Source organism: Flavobacterium sp. UBA7680, from assembly GCF_002482975.1.
Classification (GTDB): Bacteria; Bacteroidota; Bacteroidia; order Flavobacteriales; family Flavobacteriaceae; genus Flavobacterium.
Genome location: NZ_DLHA01000017.1, coordinates 241,736 through 259,869 on the forward strand (window position 1 = coordinate 241,736; position 18,134 = coordinate 259,869).

At 32.6% G+C, this 18,134-nt stretch carries 10 protein-coding genes; 1 reads left to right on the forward strand and 9 read right to left on the reverse strand.

The features are described from left to right. Window positions 1–90 precede the first annotated feature (90 nt). The 6 genes from ffh to B3C18_RS03670 all read right to left on the reverse strand — a co-directional run bounded on the left by ffh (window position 91) and on the right by B3C18_RS03670 (window position 10,114). A complete protein-coding gene (gene ffh, locus B3C18_RS03645; RefSeq protein ID WP_291142536.1) occupies window positions 91–1,443 on the reverse strand; it encodes a signal recognition particle protein in 1,353 nt (450 codons plus the stop codon). Between the two features lie 234 nt (window positions 1,444–1,677). Next, window positions 1,678–3,360 (reverse strand): MBOAT family O-acyltransferase, encoded by a 1,683-nt coding sequence (locus B3C18_RS03650; RefSeq protein ID WP_291142539.1) that lies wholly within the window; start codon window positions 3,358–3,360, stop codon window positions 1,678–1,680. 1 nt (window position 3,361) lies between these two features. Continuing rightward, window positions 3,362–4,690, reverse strand: a complete 1,329-nt coding sequence (locus tag B3C18_RS03655) for a GDSL-type esterase/lipase family protein (RefSeq protein WP_291142541.1) — start codon at window positions 4,688–4,690, stop codon at window positions 3,362–3,364. Between the two features lie 82 nt (window positions 4,691–4,772). Next, a complete protein-coding gene (locus B3C18_RS03660) occupies window positions 4,773–6,254 on the reverse strand; it encodes an SGNH/GDSL hydrolase family protein (RefSeq protein ID WP_291142544.1) in 1,482 nt (493 codons plus the stop codon). A gap of 269 nt (window positions 6,255–6,523) precedes the next feature. Next, complete coding sequence (locus B3C18_RS03665; protein ID WP_291142546.1) at window positions 6,524–7,942, reverse strand: HmuY family protein; 1,419 nt, start codon at window positions 7,940–7,942, stop codon at window positions 6,524–6,526. A 12-nt stretch (window positions 7,943–7,954) separates the two neighbouring features. Continuing rightward, window positions 7,955–10,114, reverse strand: a complete 2,160-nt coding sequence (locus tag B3C18_RS03670; protein WP_291142548.1) for a TonB-dependent receptor plug domain-containing protein — start codon at window positions 10,112–10,114, stop codon at window positions 7,955–7,957. A gap of 102 nt (window positions 10,115–10,216) precedes the next feature. On the opposite strand from B3C18_RS03670, the gene B3C18_RS03675 reads away from it, so the two are divergent. Next, window positions 10,217–11,119, forward strand: a complete 903-nt coding sequence (locus tag B3C18_RS03675; protein ID WP_291142551.1) for a DUF6607 family protein — start codon at window positions 10,217–10,219, stop codon at window positions 11,117–11,119. 73 nt (window positions 11,120–11,192) lie between these two features. On the opposite strand, the gene B3C18_RS03680 is transcribed toward B3C18_RS03675, so the two are convergent. The 3 genes from B3C18_RS03680 to argS form a co-directional block, all read right to left on the reverse strand. Then, a complete protein-coding gene (locus B3C18_RS03680) occupies window positions 11,193–12,569 on the reverse strand; it encodes a SusD/RagB family nutrient-binding outer membrane lipoprotein (protein ID WP_291142554.1) in 1,377 nt (458 codons plus the stop codon). An 18-nt stretch (window positions 12,570–12,587) separates the two neighbouring features. Beyond that, on the reverse strand, window positions 12,588–15,659 hold the full coding sequence (locus B3C18_RS03685) for a SusC/RagA family TonB-linked outer membrane protein (RefSeq protein WP_291142557.1): 3,072 nt from the start codon (window positions 15,657–15,659) through the stop codon (window positions 12,588–12,590). Between the two features lie 480 nt (window positions 15,660–16,139). Beyond that, complete coding sequence (argS, locus tag B3C18_RS03690; RefSeq protein ID WP_291142560.1) at window positions 16,140–17,918, reverse strand: arginine--tRNA ligase; 1,779 nt, start codon at window positions 17,916–17,918, stop codon at window positions 16,140–16,142. Window positions 17,919–18,134 lie beyond the last annotated feature (216 nt).

Below are 18,134 nucleotides of genomic sequence, written 5' to 3' on the forward strand. Positions count from 1 at the left end.
TTACCGTTGAAACTTACTATTTATGTAATTAAAAAAGTTTCAAGTTTTGGCTTCTTAACTTGAAACCTTAAACTTGAAACTTTTATTATTTTATCTCGGCATTCCTCCTGGCATTCCTTTCAAGCCTCCCATCATTTTCATCAGGTTTTTTCCGCCTGGACCTTGCATCATTTTCATCATCTTGCTCATTTGGTCAAACTGCTTCATTAACTGATTTACCTGCTCGACTTTCGTTCCGGAACCTTTTGCGATTCTGGCTTTTCTTTTTACGTCGATGATGGCTGGTTTGCTTCTCTCTCCCGGCGTCATGGAGTGAATGATTGCTTCTATATGTTTAAAAGCATCATCTTCTATTTCTACATCTTTCATGGCTTTTGAAGCTCCTGGTATCATTCCTACCAAGTCTTTCATATTACCCATTTTCTTTACTTGCTGAATCTGAGTTAGGAAGTCGTCAAAACCGAATTCGTTTTTAGCGATTTTCTTTTGAAGTTTTCTTGCTTCTTCTTCGTCAAATTGTTCCTGAGCTCTTTCTACAAGAGACACAACGTCCCCCATACCTAAGATACGCTCAGCCATACGATCCGGATAGAAAACATCAATTGCTTCCATCTTCTCGCCTGTACCTACAAATTTGATTGGTTTGTTTACAACAGATTTAATCGAAATTGCTGCTCCACCACGAGTATCACCATCTAATTTCGTTAAGATAACTCCATCAAAATTTAAGATATCGTTGAAAGCTTTTGCTGTATTTACAGCGTCTTGTCCTGTCATAGAGTCGACAACGAACAATGTTTCTTGTGGTTGAATTGCTTTGTGTACACGTGCAATTTCATCCATCATTTCCTGATCTACTGCTAAACGTCCTGCAGTATCGACGATAACTACATTGAATCCGTTTGCTTTTGCGTGTTTGATTGCGTTTTGAGCAATCTCAACAGGATTTTTATTTTCTGGTTCTGAGTAAACCTCAACACCTATTTGGTCTCCTACAACATGTAACTGATTGATCGCTGCCGGACGGTAGATATCACACGCTACAAGAAGTGGTTTTTTGTTTTTCTTCGTTTTTAAGAAGTTGGCTAATTTTCCTGAGAAAGTAGTTTTACCAGAACCTTGAAGTCCAGACATTAATATAACGCTTGGATTTCCAGATAAATTAATTCCGGCAACATCACCTCCCATTAATTCTGTCAGCTCATCTTTTACCAGCTTCACCAATAATTGTCCTGGCTGAAGCGTTGTTAAAACGTCCTGACCAATTGCTTTTTCTTTTACTTTGGTTGTAAAATCTTTAGCAATTTTAAAGTTAACGTCGGCATCAAGTAAGGCACGACGAACTTCTTTTAAGGTATCGGCAACGTTTACTTCTGTAATTTTACCGTGTCCTTTTAATATATGGAACGCTTTATCTAACTTATCACTTAAATTATCAAACATACTATTTTCTTTATTTGAAGTGCAAAGATAATCTAATTAGATATTTCAGGCAATTTTTATTTAACTGCAATTTTGCCACTAAGGTGTGTTGTTTTGCCACAAAGACACTAAGGCACAAAGTTTTTATTTCATGCAGATTTTAAAAATCTTTTTAATCCTTTTAATCTGTGGCTATAAATAAAAAAAGCGCAAAGAATAAAAATCTTTGCGCCTTAGTCTCTTTGTGGCTATATTTTAAAACTGGAAATATATAAACGGTTGTGAACCGGCAACCGCTGTCGCGTAAACGATCCAGTAAACAAAGCCCAGAATTATTGCTTTTATTAGTAATGGCGTTTTATCAAAAACCAATTTCATTTTGTCTGTGATAACTTCTGGTAAGAAATGCCAAACGTATCCAAATAACATTAATAAGAATACATTTTTATATCCTAAAACAATAGCTTTCCAGTTTTGCGGTTCGAAAGTTAACTGACCAATATTATTGATTACCTGCAAGGCTGTTTCGAAATCTCTGGCGCGGAAAAAGATCCAGCAGAAAACTACAAAATGGAATGTAATTAGAATCGAGAAAAATCTCCATAAGAAATTACTTTTTCCGTCTTTTTTAGAAGGAAAGAATTCAAGGAAGATTTTATGAACCGCTAAAGCTAATCCATGTAAAGCTCCCCAAACAATAAATTGCGCTCCGGCTCCGTGCCACAATCCGCCTAAAAGCATTGTGGTAAAAAGGTTTAGATTGGTTACTAACGTTTGTTTTCTTTTATTCGAAAGCAGAAATGACAAACAAAATAATGCAATTGAAATTGAAGCAATAATCAACGGAATTATACTTGTATTGTAACTTGTGATTCCCCAAAGTAATAATCCGAAGAAGAATAAACTTGGAAATAAGAATCCGGCGAACGAACCTTCTCTGTTTCCTCCTATCGAAATGTATAAGAAATCTTTTAACCAGGTTGAAAGTGAAATGTGCCATCTTCTCCAGAAATCGGTAATAGAAGTTGATTTATATGGCGTTCTAAAGTTGGCTGGTAATTTGAATCCTAGCAATAAAGCGATTCCAATTGCCATATCTGAATATCCTGAAAAATCGCAATAAATTTGAATAGCATATCCGTAAGATGCCATTAAATTTTCGAACGAAGTGTAATTTAAAGGCGTATCAAAAACACGATCTACAAAGTTTATAGAGATGTAATTTGAAATTACCGTTTTCTTAATTAATCCGCCAATGATCAAAAACAAGGCATTGTTTACATCTTGTCTTGTTAAGTTTAGCTTTTGATAAATCTGCGGAAGAAAATCTTTTGCACGTACAATTGGCCCGGCAACTAACTGCGGGAAAAACGAAACGAAAAATAAATATTCGATGTAATTCTTCGTTGGTTTAATTTCTTCACGATAAATCTCGATAATGTAACTCATCGATTGGAAAGTATAAAACGAAATTCCGACAGGAAGAAAAATGTCATGAAATTTAAAATGTCCATTGAACATATCGTTGTATGTCCCTATCATAAAGTTCATGTACTTGAAATAACCCAATAATCCCAAATTCAGGATTACACTTATAACCAAATATACTTTCTTGGTAGCGACTTTTGTTTCTTTATAGATAATTTGGCTCAAGCCATAATCCACAACTGAAGAAAGTAATAATAGTAAAAAGTAAATTCCACTTGACTTATAATAAAAGAAAAGCGAGAAGAGAATAACGTACGTTAATCTTAAATAAAATGTTTTGCGTAAAAAGCCGTACACAAAATAAAAAACAAGAAATAATCCTAAGAATAAACCTGTATTAAATAATAGTTTTTCGTCTGGATTATAAATAAACCAGCCTTTAACTTGTTCTATTGTAATTGCACCAAAATTTTGGATGAACCAATTATTGATGTTATCTATTGTTATCAACTTACTTCTTTAATTTAAAATTATCGTATGCTTTTAAAAATGCCTCTGAAAACAAATTTCCTTGTTTTTCGTATCCTTTTTTAGAATAATGAACCCAATCAGGACCAATTAATTTTGCCGATTTTAGATTTCGAATTCCTTCCATTCCGCCAAATTCATCGTATAAATCCCAAACTGCAAAACCATCTGTCTGCGCGATTTCAATAATTTGTTTGGTGTAATCTTGAATAAAAGTGTTTGGTCTTTTTCTTAGAAGAGACGGCGGCGGCGTCATAACAATTATCGGAACATTTATATTCTGCGCTTTTATATTGCTTATAAATTCTCTTAATTGTTTGATGTAATTTCCTGATTCTAGTTTTTCGTAACTTTCATTTGTTCCGAGTGAAAATACCAGCATATCCGGATGCAAAGCTTTTAACTGCTCAAAAAATAACGGATATTTATTATAATCTGAATATTTTGCTCCGTTCACTCCAATGCCGCTGTAAATTAATCCCGGTGCATCTTTTTCTAAAAATATTCCGTTTAGTTGGAATTTTGAAGCTTTTTTATTCGGAATCAAATAAATCTTATCCAAAGCTTTTTCTGAATTATAATAGTGTGAATACGAATCAGATTCCATGTTTAAAGAAACATATTCAGACGTTTTTATATTTCTGGACTGTGTTTCGTTTGTTGGAATTCTTAATATTCTTCCTGCACGAATGTTATTTGATTTTAGCGAATTTGCTCTTTTTATTTCGGTAATCGAAACGTTGTATTTATCTGCAATTACAGAAATCGCTTCTCCTTTTTTAATTTTATGCTTAATTATTTTTGGTTCTGCTGTTTCAATAAATTTTGTTTGAGATGCTGTTGACAAATCAAACATATCTTCGTTTTGAGGGGTTATTATTTTTATTGAATTGAACTTATATACCGGATCTTTAATATTCAGTTCTAAAACAAATCCGCCAGAATCTCTCCAAAGTCCTATTCCGCTTAAACCAACAGGATAATTTCTAATCGGATATATATTCCGATACGTTTCCCAAACTCTGTTGCAGCGAAAACGCTCGTTATAAGATCCGTTTGTTTTAGCCAGTTGATACGGAAAAACTAATCCACGACCGGCATTTCCAAATTTTCTTTGCAGATTTTTCCTGATTTCATTGGTCATTAAATCTCCCTGAATGTGAGAATCTCCAATATGAACAATATTTATTTTTTGATTGTTGTCGCTTTCATTGTCTTTTAATTTCTTAAAAAAACTTTCTAAAACTGTCGCATTATAAATATTATTCCCGTTGAAAGATTCAACTGTTGTTGAATCGATTTTACTAACCATATTTTTAGTTATTGGAGGTGAAACTGGATTTTGCGGTTTATCATTTGTTGAGAAAAATAGACAACAAAAGAAAATAATAAGTTTATTCATTTACGCTATCTTTTTCTACAGAGACGGAATCTGCTTTGGGTTTTCTAATCGCTTTAGGTCTAACGCCTGTTTCACGTTTTTGACGTAAAATTTTATATTGTTCGTATCCGTTATTTAACTGACTGTATAACAAATTACCAATTGCTTTTGCACCTCTTTGGTTAAAGTGTGTGTAATCTTTATTGGCTTTTGCCGGAGTTTCATCAACCCATTTTACCATCGATCCGTCACCGCCCATTAAGGTATATAAATTTACAAATCCTGATTCGGTTTCTAAAGCATATTTTTTCTGTGCTTTCATTAATGGAACAACTGCAGAATCGGTTTTCATTTCTAAATCGTATTTAGTCGATTTATCTGCGGTTGAAACAATTAAAATAGAAACTCCCGGAAATGATTCTTTTATTTTATTTACGGTTTTTGTCATTCCTTTTTCGTACCAGAAATAGTTTTTGGTTCCATAATTCAATACGTTAGTTCCGTAGTGAAGTACGATTAAATCGTATTTCAGGTTATTATCAAAGGCTTGCATTACGCTGGCATCAAACATAGAAATTGGCAATCCTGAATTTCCTCTTTGAGAGAAATTATCAACGTGAACACCAATACCGTTATCAAAATTAAATCCGTAAATTGGAATTGAATCGGCGTGAATAAAGTTTGCTTTGAAAGCTTTTATACTTCCCGAAGTAACTTTTAAAGTGTTTACTAAGTTGTTTGGAGAAAGGCTTTTTTTCAAGGTATCTTTTCCGATAATGAAATTTACGTTTCCTCTTTTAGATGCTCTTCCATAAAATAAGGTTGGATTATCTAAAGTAGTAGTATGTTTTGGAAGTCCCGCTTCATACTGAACCCAGGTTGGGTTTGTTTGATCATTTGCAAAAAACACGTGTCCGTTTACACCAAAAGGGCTTGTGGGTCTTTTTACATTTAAATATGATTGTGTTTTCCAGTTTTTAGAATAGGTAGCTTTAACAGAACCTCTTGACGCTGCAGATTCTGAAGTTATGGATACAAAACCAACACCATTTCCGCCAAAGCGGTCCTGATAATTGTTACGCACATCCTGAACAATTAAATCTCCATCGGTCATAGAATCTCCGTAATAAGCAATTCTAACATGCCTTTGCGGATTTTGTTCGAGTTGATATAATTTTTCGTAAAAAGAAATCAGGTATTGATATCCTTTGTAATTATCGAAGGTTTCAGATGGAAATTCGATCCCTTCAGAAGCATCATAAACAATTTTCTGCTGACCCAATTTACGCTCGCTTTCTTCGATGCTGTCACTCTTTAGCGACAATGAATCTTTAGCTACTGACTCCAGAAGCAGGCTGTCTATAAGTACATTTTTGGAATCTACTTTACTATCAGAAAATATTTTATCTGGTAAGATTTGTTTAAAACCAATAAAAGCAACAAATGCCAATGCTACGATTGCGAAAGATTGAAAGAAATATGACTTAGTATTCACTTAATAAATTAAATTTAAAGAAATAACTACGAATATTTAAAATTGTTGTAAAATTCCTATTAATTCGTAATGGATAAATGTAGACAAAGATAGAATTAAACATTCATTTTTAATAATAAAGAAATAAAAAAAAGAGGTTAGATAAATCTAACCTCTAAATCAAAAAAAAATAAAAAAAACAAAGCTAATGATTAACTAAATTTTTGATGTTAAAACATCATAACCTAGAATGAAATAATCTTTATAATCTTTAGATTTTTCATTATGAATTATTTCAAGATAGCATATTGAAATTTAGGGAAACCTCTTTCACCTGTAGCGCTTGCTCCACCAGTAAATTTCAATTTGTAGATATTTCCTGCAGGATCTTTAACTACGAAGAAACGATCCGTTTTTAATACAAATTGAGAAACAGGAATTCCATCAGCACCTACTGCACTTGTGCTTCTCCAGTTTGAACCAATATTTCTTTGGTCTTCTGTAAATTTAGCGTTGTCAACATTTGCTAATGTAAATGCATCATATGTAAAAGCAGTTGTAAGTACTTGGTATGCTTTTGCACCACCTTTTAAGTTACTCAATACAAAATCTGGGTAATAGTAAGGTGTAGGTGTAGCACCTGGAATTATGTTTGTAAATGTTGTAAAGTTAAGATCCCATTGTGCTTTTTGAGGCTCAACATCAACTGTTTTCTTGTCTAATAAACTAAAGAATGTAAAGTTAAATGCAGTATTTTTAGATACTATAACTTCGCTATGAGTTGTTGCAGCGATATCAGCGTATTGAACTTTATAATCGTTTCCACTTTTCAAAACTCTGATTTTTTTCCATCCTCTTGAAGTTCCACCAGCAGATCCTTCAGATCCTGAAGCAGGTGTAGTTGTTGAAGGATTACTTCCCATATTGATTAAGTAAACTTTGTTTTCAGAATCTGTAGCAGAAACTTCAGCAATAGCAGTTGTTTTAGTAAAATCTCCAGTTGGATCATCAATTTGACTTGCATTTCCTTGTCCTTGAGAAATAATCATCGTTTCATCAGCTACCTGAACTTCATCTATGTTTGAAGTTGTTAATACTTTAGCTGCCATTTTTAAAGAGCTGTTTAATACTACTCTGAATTTATCTCCTGAATAGAATCCTAAATCCCAAGATGTTCTAACAACTTTTGTCATAGTTCCACTGCTCAAATCAACATAAACTTGATTTGGCTCTAAAGAACCACCAACTTCTGGAGACAAAGCACTTCCTAAAGAAGCTGTTTCAGTAAAGTTTACCTGGATAGATTTGTTTTCAGCAATTGTAGTATTGATAGTAGCACTTACAATTGTAAAAACAACTTTTTTAGTTTTATTTTCACCTTCAACAGCATCTTTTAGCTTGTTAAAAGTAAAACTTACAGAAGAAACATTTTGTCCAAAAGGAACTACAATCGTATTTGCAGCAGCAGCTGGTAAAGTTGTAAAATCTGTACCACTAACAACATCAGTTTCAACAAATGATAGTGTTACAGTTCCTGCAGCAGCAGTAGGAGTAGCAAATTTTATTTCGATTGGAGTTGCTGCAGCAGTTAAGTTAACTGAAGTTGCTGCAAAAGCAATTGAATTTACAACAGGTGCATCATCGTCACTATTACAAGCTGTAAAAGCAAGTAAAACGAAAGAAAGGATTAAAATAATGTTTTTTTTCATGGTATTTATATATTAATTAAAATTTAGGTTATACGTAAGTTTAAGAAAATAGGAACGTCCATATCCTAACAGTAAATCTGAACTTCCAGAAGCATGAGCTCCTCCTCCAGTGGAACCTCCTCCATTTTGAATCGTTTGTACACTTGTAATGTCAAATAAGTTTCTAGCTCCAACAGTAACTTCAAATTGGTTCTTAAAGAATAATTTACGGATAGAAGCATCCATCCAGCTATAAGGTTTTATTTCACTTAAAAAGAATTTAGTACTTCCATCTGTATCTGTTCCTGCTACAAATTGTTGTTGTTCTCCATTGTATTTATAAAACAAAGCAATCAAAGTATTCCATTTAGGGATGTTGTATGAAATGTTGGAGTTTAAACGTAACGAATACAAGAATTTATCATCTGAAGTTACATTCACAGCTGCTAAATCTAATTTTCGAGAAATTCCAACTAAAGCAGCACCAACCTGTACATTCCAATTTTTATAAGAATATTGTTCTGTAGTTGAAATATTCCACATTTTATATTTATTGATATTTACATATCTGTAATTTTGAGTAGGAGTTGCTTGAGTCATTACCAAATCAATTCTATCATCTACATCCATATAAGTTACAGCCAGATTATTTGCAATCTGAGCTCCTGAATTAAAAAGACAAGATCTTTTAAAACTCAATTCATAAGAAGTACTTTGCTCTGGAACTAAGTCCGGATTACCCTGAAGATTATGATTTGAATCTACAAAATAGGTGTATAATTCATCAAAATTTGGTGTACGATACGCTTTCCCAACTGAGGCTCTGGCTTCTAAACCTTTTTTGAATAAATATCTTAAACCTAAAGAACTTGCATATTGATTATCAAAATACGATTGAAAAGAATAGCGAATTCCCGGGCGAATAGAGAATTTGTCTGTCAAATTAATTTCGGCTACAGTAAAAATGTCGTAATTTTCGAATTTTCTTCTTATGTCTGTTAACTGCTGGTTATCATCTTTAAAGGTTCCAGCCGTTGCATCATAAAATCCATTTTCATTCGTAATCTCATATCCCAATTGAAAATCAACTTTTTTACTATCGAAGAAATTGCTTAAAGTTCCCGTAGAATAAAAAACTTCTTTAGATTGATAGGTTTGTCTCTGATTCGCAAATTCATTTCCTGTTTCAATTTGATAATTGAATTTCTCTACATCACGTTCTTGTTTTTGTTCAGAAACGGAAATATTATAATTTAATTTAGAAAAAAGTTTTCCGTTAGAATTTAGATGATGAAAATAACGGTTGGTAATATAACGTCTGTCATTTGCAAAATAGGTCTCAGGAAAAGGGTAATTATCCTGCGGAACTAAGATTGGGTTGTAATAATGAACATTTTCTCCGTAGTAATCAAATTTGTAGAAAATCCTAAAATCATTTTTCTGATATCCTAAAATTGCATTTCCTACTAATTGTTCTTTTGGAAGTTGTGTATACCCTCTTAAACCATCGTTTAAATCGTAATCTTTACCTTCTCTATTATCAAAATATCCTGAAAAATCATTACGATTTCCTCCAACATTTATAAACCAATTTTCATTAAAATTGTGCGCTATTTTAGCAGACTGAATATGACGGCCTTTGTCAAACAAGGCATATTCTTTACCAACGGTTTCTTCCTGAACAGTTGCAGCTATCTGCCATTTATATCCGCCGCCTTTTTTTGTTATAATATTTAAAACACCGCTTACAGCATTAGCACCATGTGTAACTCCCATTGAACCTTCAATAATTTCAATGCGTTCAACATCATCAAGGTTTACTTGGGTTAAATCAACATTTGTCCCCATTCCGGTATCACTTACTAAAGGAATATTGTCAACTAAAATTTTAAAATATTGCGAATCCAGTCCAAACATAGATACTGTTGAACGTCCATCTTCTCCACTAGTTTTAATAGTAATATTTAAATATTGATTTAAAACATCCGAAAGATTATTTGCGGCCAATTGTTTTATAGTCTCTTTTGAAATTACTCGAACATTAAATACTGATTTCTTTATTGATTGCGGTTCTAATTGCCCTGTTACAACCACTTCCGAAAGTTTTTCTTGAGACGCAATAGTATCTTTTTGCTGTGCAAATGAGATTTGACAGAAAGTTAATACAGCAAAAAGGGATAGTTTTATTTTCATTATTTTTATTCAATCTTAATAATCGGTGCAAATATATAACTATTTTTAATTGTTCTAAATAAAATTTATATATTTGCAAAAATTAAAAACAAATAATAAGTTATGATTTCAAAAAGCCTTTATTTTTCAGCCATTATGGCTTTGACATGTGGTCTTGGTTTTAGTCAGGACAAGAAACAACAAGACATAAAATCAATTAAATCTATGTGTGGTTGTTATGAAGTGAAGTTCAACTTTGCTGAAACTTTTCAATATGCTAAAGATTCGGCTACATACAAACCTTCACAAACTAAACATGAATCTGCTTTAGAGTGGGTTGAATTGTTAGAAGATACTCCAAACAAAATTATTATGCAGCACTTATTAATTGTAAGTGATGATATGATTATCAAGCACTGGAGACAAGATTGGTTATTTGAAAACACAGACTTATATTCTTTTGATAAAGGAACATCTTGGAAATATAAAAAACTTGACAAAAAAGCTGTTAAAGGTCAATGGACTCAAAAAGTATATCAGGTAGATGATAGTCCAAGATATGAAGGATCTTCAACTTGGGTACACGTTGACGGACAAGATTACTGGACTAACGTTGCTGATGCTCCGCTTCCAAGAAGAGAACAGACAAAACGTAATGACTATAATGTTTTAAAAAGAAGAAACATTCACGAAATCACTGCTACAGGATGGAATCATGAGCAAGATAACGACAAACTTATTCGTGATGACGCTGGAAAAGATGTTTTGTTAGCACAAGAAAAAGGTTTTGATGTTTATACTAAAGTTCCAGACATCAAATGTATCGCTGCTCAAAAATGGTGGAAAGAAAACAATGTCCTTTGGAAAAATGTTCGTGACAAATGGCAGACTCTTTTCGACAGACATAAAGACTTAAACTTAGAAGCTAAAGTTGATAGAAAAGCGCTTTATTCTCTTTTGTTTGATTTAAAACCAACTGCAACAAAAGCAGAATCTGATGCAATTATCGACAAGTTCGTAAAATAAAAAATGTTTGTGTTAGTTGTAAAAAAGCCGGTAATTTTAATATTACCGGCTTTTTTTGCTCTATAATAATTGGTTAATTTTTATCCCACCAAACATTAGTCGTTACATTACTAACTACTGTAGCATTTGGATTATATTGTCTTTCATCTGATGGAGTTGGAAGTCTTACAGGAATAATCTTTGTTTGTGAAGACTGGTTTGGAACTAATACAGGGAATCCAGTTCTTCTATAGTCATTATAAGGCTCCATAGTTAAGAAAAGAGCCAGATATTTTTGCTGAATAATCGTTTCTAAATTTACCGTTGTAGTTACAGCAGATAAAAATTCTGTTTTTGCAGTACTGCCTGTAACTTTTAATACTGAAGCAGCAACAGCTTCTTGTAATGCTGGTTTTGCATCTTGTCCTAATCTAAACTTCGCCTCAGCTTCTATGAACTTTGCTTCTGCGTATGTTACTATACCAATCGGTGATTTTTCACTTGCAAAAGCAGAACCAATATAAGAAGATGAAGTTGTATCTAAATCATCTGCGGCATTACCAGTATAATTGCCATTTTTATCTTTTGCTATCGCAAATGATAATCTAGGATCATTATTATCTTTTAAAGAATTAACAAAATAAGCTCCTGTCTTAAGATAGTTCACCCTGCTTTCATTAAAAGCATACCATTGATTAAGACCATTTGAAGTACCTGGAAAAAAAGTATTCGCATCATCATTATTTGAACTAATCTCTGATGCAGTAAGATTATCTAATGCTTTTTGAGCTGCCTGCGTATCAACTTCTGTTAATCTTAATGAATATCTTGCTTTTAAAACATAAGCAATTTGAATCCATTTTTTTGTATCTCCATTAAAAATATAATCATCTTTAGCTGGTACAGAAAGATTATTTGAAGCAGGTTTTTGCAGATTTAAAATTGCTTCATCAAGAATTGCTTGCAGCCTTTGATAAATTTCTTCCTGAGTATTGTATTTAGGAGTTCTATTTCCTTGATCAGCCTTAAAAGCTTCATCATATGGAACGTCTCCCCAAAGATCAGTTGCATATCCTAAATTTATCGCCGTTAATATCTGCCCCATACCTGTATAATATGGATATTCAGCTGCAAAATCACGTGTTAAGATATGACCATTCATTAAAGTTGTGCCATATAAAGTATTCCATTCGTTATTAACATCTTGCTCACTAACAAAATAACGCTGAATATCTCCCAATTGACCTATACTAGTTCCTGCAAGATGCTGATCAAAAATATTAGAAGTTCTTATTAAACCTGCTGTGTGTGTTGAAAAAGTCGAAACTTCCATCGCAGCTAATAATAAACTTGGATTGCTTGACATAGGATCATTTGGGTTTTCATTAAAATGATCCAATTCAGATTGACAACTTGAAAGCATCCCAACGCTTAAAGCTGTCAAGATTAAACTTTTTATATATTTTTTCATTTTTTTTAAATTTAAAATTTAGAATCCAACTTTAAGAGTCATTATAAATGATTTGCTTCCCGGGTTATTAAAATAATCCAATCCATTAATTCTTGAACCTGCACCTGTTAAACTAGTTTCAGGATCAACACCTTTATAATTAGTATTTAACCACAAATTTCTACCTGTAAATGATAATTGTGCTGAATTAATTGCGGTAAATTTTTTCACATTAAAGTCATAACTTAATGTCACGTCACGCAATCTTATCCAGTTTACATCTGTTACAGCTTCTTCAGAAGCTCCTCCACCATCACCTAAATATTTTTGGTAATAATCTTTAGCAGAAATTGCAATATTGTTTGGAGTTCCATCTTCTTTCACACCATCAATAATATAGTTATGTTCTCTATCTGCTGAAGCTTCAGAAACACCAAAATTGTGCAGTCTTGCTAATGTGCCATTATACACAACTCCTCCGTGTCTGAAATCTAATAATCCTGACAAAGTAACTCTTTTATAAGTGAATGTATTTCTAATTCCTCCTGTCCATTTAGGAGCTGAATTGCCTAAATTTCCTGTTTCGTCGGCAATTATTGGTAAACCATTAGATCCTATTATTTTTTGTCCATTTTCATCACGTTCCCATTTTGTACCATAGAAACTTCCTAATGGCTGTCCTTTTACGGCATAGTATCCAATTGATCCAAAAGCTGTTTCAATAGAAATTTCATCTAAGCCCCCATAAATATCAGTCACTTTATTTTCGTTTTTAGCCCAATTCAAATTAATGTTCCATTGTAATGGCTTCGCTTTTTTGAAAACATCATATCCTAATTCAACCTCAACACCTTTGTTTACTAATTCTGCAGCATTTTGGTAAACAACCGCAAATCCACTTGATTGTGGCAATGGAACGTCTATTAATAAGTCTTTAGATGTTTTATAATATAAATTCAAATCAAAAGTTAAACGATTTTCAAAAAATTTAGTATTTAGACCAACTTCATGACCTAAAACTCTTTCAGGCTTTAATTGTTGATTTCCTAAACTTCCTGAAAGTCCCATACCATTAACCCCATTATATGGAAAACTTAAACCATCTGTAAACCCATCTGTCATAAATGGTTGAGAATAAGTACTAATTGTTCTATATGCTCTTGGTGCAATACCTACTTCTCCATATCCATAAGTTAATTTTGCAAAAGTTGTCCATTCTGGTAAATCAAATGAACTTGACAAAACCCATGAAGCAGATGCTGATGGGAATAATGCACTATTAGCATCAGTTCCGTAAGTTGAAGACCATTCTTTTCTAAGAGATCCTGTAACAAAAACCTGATTTTTAATATCAAATTCTAATTGACCAAATAAAGCTCTAGACATAATATCTGACTCTACATTTGATGCATATAATTGTGTTGCATTTGATAAATTATATACTCCTCTTACCGCAAGTTCTTTACCTCTTGAAAACACATCTGTATTTTGAGATGAACGCAAATTAAGGCCTGCTGTATAATTTATTTTAAACCATTCTGATTTCAACGGCAATAATCCGGTTGCTATAAAATCTCCGTAAAATTGTTTATTATTAATATTATTAAACGCAACTTCTCCAATTCCTCTTAGATTATCTCCATTAGATGAAATTGCATAAACTTGTTTTCGATAATCTGAATAAGCATCTATCCCACCTTTTGCAGTTAAAGACAACCATGTATCAGGTGAATAAGTTAAATACATATTTCCAAAAACACGATTTACATCACTTGTTGCTGGGTTTTCGTTAACAGTAAAATAAGGATTATCGTAAGAAGAATAATAGTTCATATTATTTCCTTCGGCATCCTTATAATTTCTTAGATCATAGTTTCCAGGAGAACGAAGTAAACTTAACATCACTCCAGAAGAATTACTTCCGTTTTGAGCTAATGTATTTGTTGTATGAGTATATTGCAGACTTCCTCCTGTTTTCCACTTATTATTAATTTTTAAATCTCCAACAACTCTTAAAGTGTTTCTTTTTAAACCAGTTTCAGGAATCATACCTGTTTGAGTTACATTTCCATAAGAAGCCCTATAGACAGCTTTTTCGTCACCACCATAAAAAGATATGTTATTTGTAAATGTCAGACCTTCTTTAAAGAAATTACTTGTATTATTATACATTGGCATCCCAAGAGATTCTGCAGATGGCCCCCAGCTTTGTGGAGTTCCTCCATTATATTCAGGAATACCTGTTTTAGGATTTAGACCACCTTGAACATATTTATTTTGTCTTGCTGGCAATTGACTTACTTTATCAATAGCTAATGAAGTAGAGTAATCAATACCTAAACCTTTTCCGGCTTTCCCTTTTTTAGTAGTATAAATAATAACCCCATTACCTGCTCGCTCTCCGTATAATGCTGCAGCCGCAGGACCTTTAAGTACTGATACACTTTCGATATCATCCGGATTTATATCTAATGCACGGTTAGAGTTATTAATACCAGACAAATTTGCATTAAAAGGATTATCTCCTGCACTAGTTTGACTAGTACTATTGTCAATTGGAACTCCATCAACTACAATTAAAGGATCTGAACTTCCTGTAATTGTGTTTACTCCTCTAATAATAATCTTACTAGAAGCACCTGGTGTTCCTCCAGACCCAACCACTTGTACACCGGCAGCTTTTCCTGCTAATGCCTGCATAACGTTTTGTTCTCCTGATCTGCTAATTTCATCAGAATTTATTTTCGATACTGCATATCCAAGTGTCTTTTCTGATCTTTTTATTCCTAAAGCAGTTACAACTACGCCTTCTAATTCTACCGAATCATCTTTTAATTTTACATTTATAGAAGTTGAACTCGCAGGTAATTCTTGAGTTTTCATTCCTATGTAGCTAAATACTAAAATTTGACTTGGAGATGCTTTAATAAAATATTTTCCATCAAAGTCTGTTTGCACTCCATTACTTGTACCTTTTACAACAACATTTGCTCCCGGAATTGGTCCAACAGCGTCCGCCACAATTCCAGATATTGTTCTTTCCTGCGCAAAAAATAAATGCGTTGTAAGAACAAACACCAGAACTAATAGCCCTTTAATTTTTCTTTTCATTATAGTTTATTTGAATTAAGGGGCGCAACTTATAAAATTAAATTAATTTTAACAAGATTTTATTTCGTTTTAACATTAAAAAATGTAGCTTTATTTTTACAAATAAAAAAACCGTCTAAAATCAATTAGACGGTTTATGATCCTTACTATTCTTACTAAAAGGTGTACTAATTCAAAATAGATAAAAATGATATAAGGAAAATATCTTTAATCTTACAGAGCTGAAAATTCAGATAACTTATAAAGCATTTAACACTTTAATAACTAACTAAAAAACAACAAATTATAAAGATTTTAATTGAATACTTTTGAATTTGCGAGCGCAAAATTAACATGAATTATCTTTAATTCATATGCGAAAGCAATATTTAACTTAAAATATGTCTTATCTTATTACTTTTCATCCTTTTAGTGAACAATTCTAAAACAAAAAGCCGATAGTTTTAAACTATCGGCTTTTTTAATTCTTGTAAAAAGTTTTTACATTCTTTCCGGAACTTCGATTCCTAATAACGTAAAAGCTGATTTTATAACTTCGGCAACTTTCTGCGAAAGCTGTACTCTGAAAATCTTTTTAGTCAAATCAACTTCACCTAAAATGTGAACAGATTGGTAAAACGAATTATATTCTTTTACTAAATCGTAAGTATAATTTGCAATTAATGCAGGGCTATGATTTTGTGCTGCATTTTGAATTACTTCCGGGAAAAGTTCGATTTGTTTTACCAATTCTTTTTCTTTTTCATGAAGTTCTTCGATGTTGGTTTTTTCAGAAAAATCAAAATCGGCTTTACGGATAATGGATTGAATTCTGGCGTAAGTATATTGAATAAAAGGGCCTGTGTTTCCAGCAAAATCTACAGATTCTTCTGGATTAAACAGAATACGCTTTTTGGGATCTACTTTTAAAATGTAATATTTCAAAGCCCCAAGACCAATTGTTTTATACAATTTTGCTTTTTCATCGGCAGAATAGCTGTCTAATTTTCCTAAATCTTCAGAAATTTGTTTAGCTGTATCTGTCATGTCCTGCATTAAATCATCAGCATCTACAACAGTTCCTTCACGGCTTTTCATTTTTCCAGATGGTAAATCAACCATTCCGTATGATAAATGATATAGACTTGAAGCCCAGTCAAAACCAAGTTTTTTCAGAATCAAAAACAAAACTTTAAAGTGATAATCCTGTTCGTTACCAACAGTGTAAACCATTCCGCCTACATCTGGCATATCTTTTACACGCTGAATTGCTGTTCCAATATCCTGCGTCATATAAACCGCAGTTCCGTCAGAACGTAATACAATTTTACGATCAAGTCCTTCATCTGTCAAATCAATCCAAACAGAACCATCAGGATCTTTTTCAAAAACTCCTTTATCAAGACCAACCTGAACAACATCTTTTCCTAATAAATAAGTGTTGCTTTCGTAATAATATTTATCAAAATTAACTCCAAGATTGGTGTAAGTAGTCGCAAAACCGTCATAAACCCATTGGTTCATTTTTTTCCAAAGCGCAATAACAGCTTCATCTCCTGCTTCCCATTTTTTAAGCATTTCCTGTGCTTCAATAATAATTGGCGCTTGTTTTTTTGCTTCTTCTTCGGTTTTACCAGTTTCTATTAATTGATTGATTTCGGCTTTATAAGCTTTATCAAATTCAACATAATATTTACCAACTAATTTATCGCCTTTTAAATTTGAGCTCTCCGGAGTTTCTCCGTTTCCGAATTTCTCCCAGGCCAGCATCGATTTACAAATATGAATTCCACGATCGTTTATGATCTGGGTTTTGTACACTTTTTTACCGGATGCTTTAATAATTTCTGCAACAGAATATCCTAACAAATTGTTACGAACGTGCCCTAAGTGCAAAGGCTTATTGGTGTTTGGAGAAGAATATTCAACCATAATTGCTTTGTCGGCAGGGTCTGGCGTTACATATCCAAACTTTTTATTGTTTTTTATTTCATTGAAGAAATTCAGATAATAACTATCTGAAATTACAATATTCAAAAACCCCGAAACTACATTGAAACGAGCAACTTCAGAAACATTTTCAACTAAGTAGTTTCCAATTTTATTTCCTAATTCGGCAGGATTGCTTTTGATCACTTTTAACAAAGGAAAAATTACCATTGTAATATCGCCTTCAAACTCTTTTCTGGTAGTTTGAAACTCGATTTTATCAACAGAAACGTCAAATAATGCCTGTATTGCTTTTTGTATAGAAGGTGTAAGAATTTGTGATAATGACATGTAAACTTATTTTAAAGTGAGCAAAGATACTGCTTATTCATCAATTACAGAAAATGAAAAACATATTAAATTACATAATCCTGCTAGAATTTCTTAAAAAACGTTTTGTTTTGAATGTTAAAATTATCAAAAAATCAAAACGCTAACCTGCTACAAAACAGAACTTCCCAAAAAATAAAAAAGTTTTTTTTACTTTTTATGTAACATATCGATAAC

Bases quoted from the DNA above. Each gene is read 5' to 3' on its own strand.
- ffh (WP_291142536.1), bottom strand. From the start codon at position 1,443: ATGTTTGATAATTTAAGTGATAAGTTAGATAAAGCGTTCCATATATTA.
- B3C18_RS03655 (WP_291142541.1), bottom strand. From the start codon at position 4,690: ATGGTTAGTAAAATCGATTCAACAACAGTTGAATCTTTCAACGGGAAT.
- B3C18_RS03665 (WP_291142546.1), bottom strand. From the start codon at position 7,942: ATGAAAAAAAACATTATTTTAATCCTTTCTTTCGTTTTACTTGCTTTT.
- B3C18_RS03670 (WP_291142548.1), bottom strand. From the start codon at position 10,114: ATGAAAATAAAACTATCCCTTTTTGCTGTATTAACTTTCTGTCAAATC.
- B3C18_RS03675 (WP_291142551.1), top strand. From the start codon at position 10,217: ATGATTTCAAAAAGCCTTTATTTTTCAGCCATTATGGCTTTGACATGT.
- B3C18_RS03680 (WP_291142554.1), bottom strand. From the start codon at position 12,569: ATGAAAAAATATATAAAAAGTTTAATCTTGACAGCTTTAAGCGTTGGG.
- B3C18_RS03685 (WP_291142557.1), bottom strand. From the start codon at position 15,659: ATGAAAAGAAAAATTAAAGGGCTATTAGTTCTGGTGTTTGTTCTTACA.
- argS (WP_291142560.1), bottom strand. From the start codon at position 17,918: ATGTCATTATCACAAATTCTTACACCTTCTATACAAAAAGCAATACAG.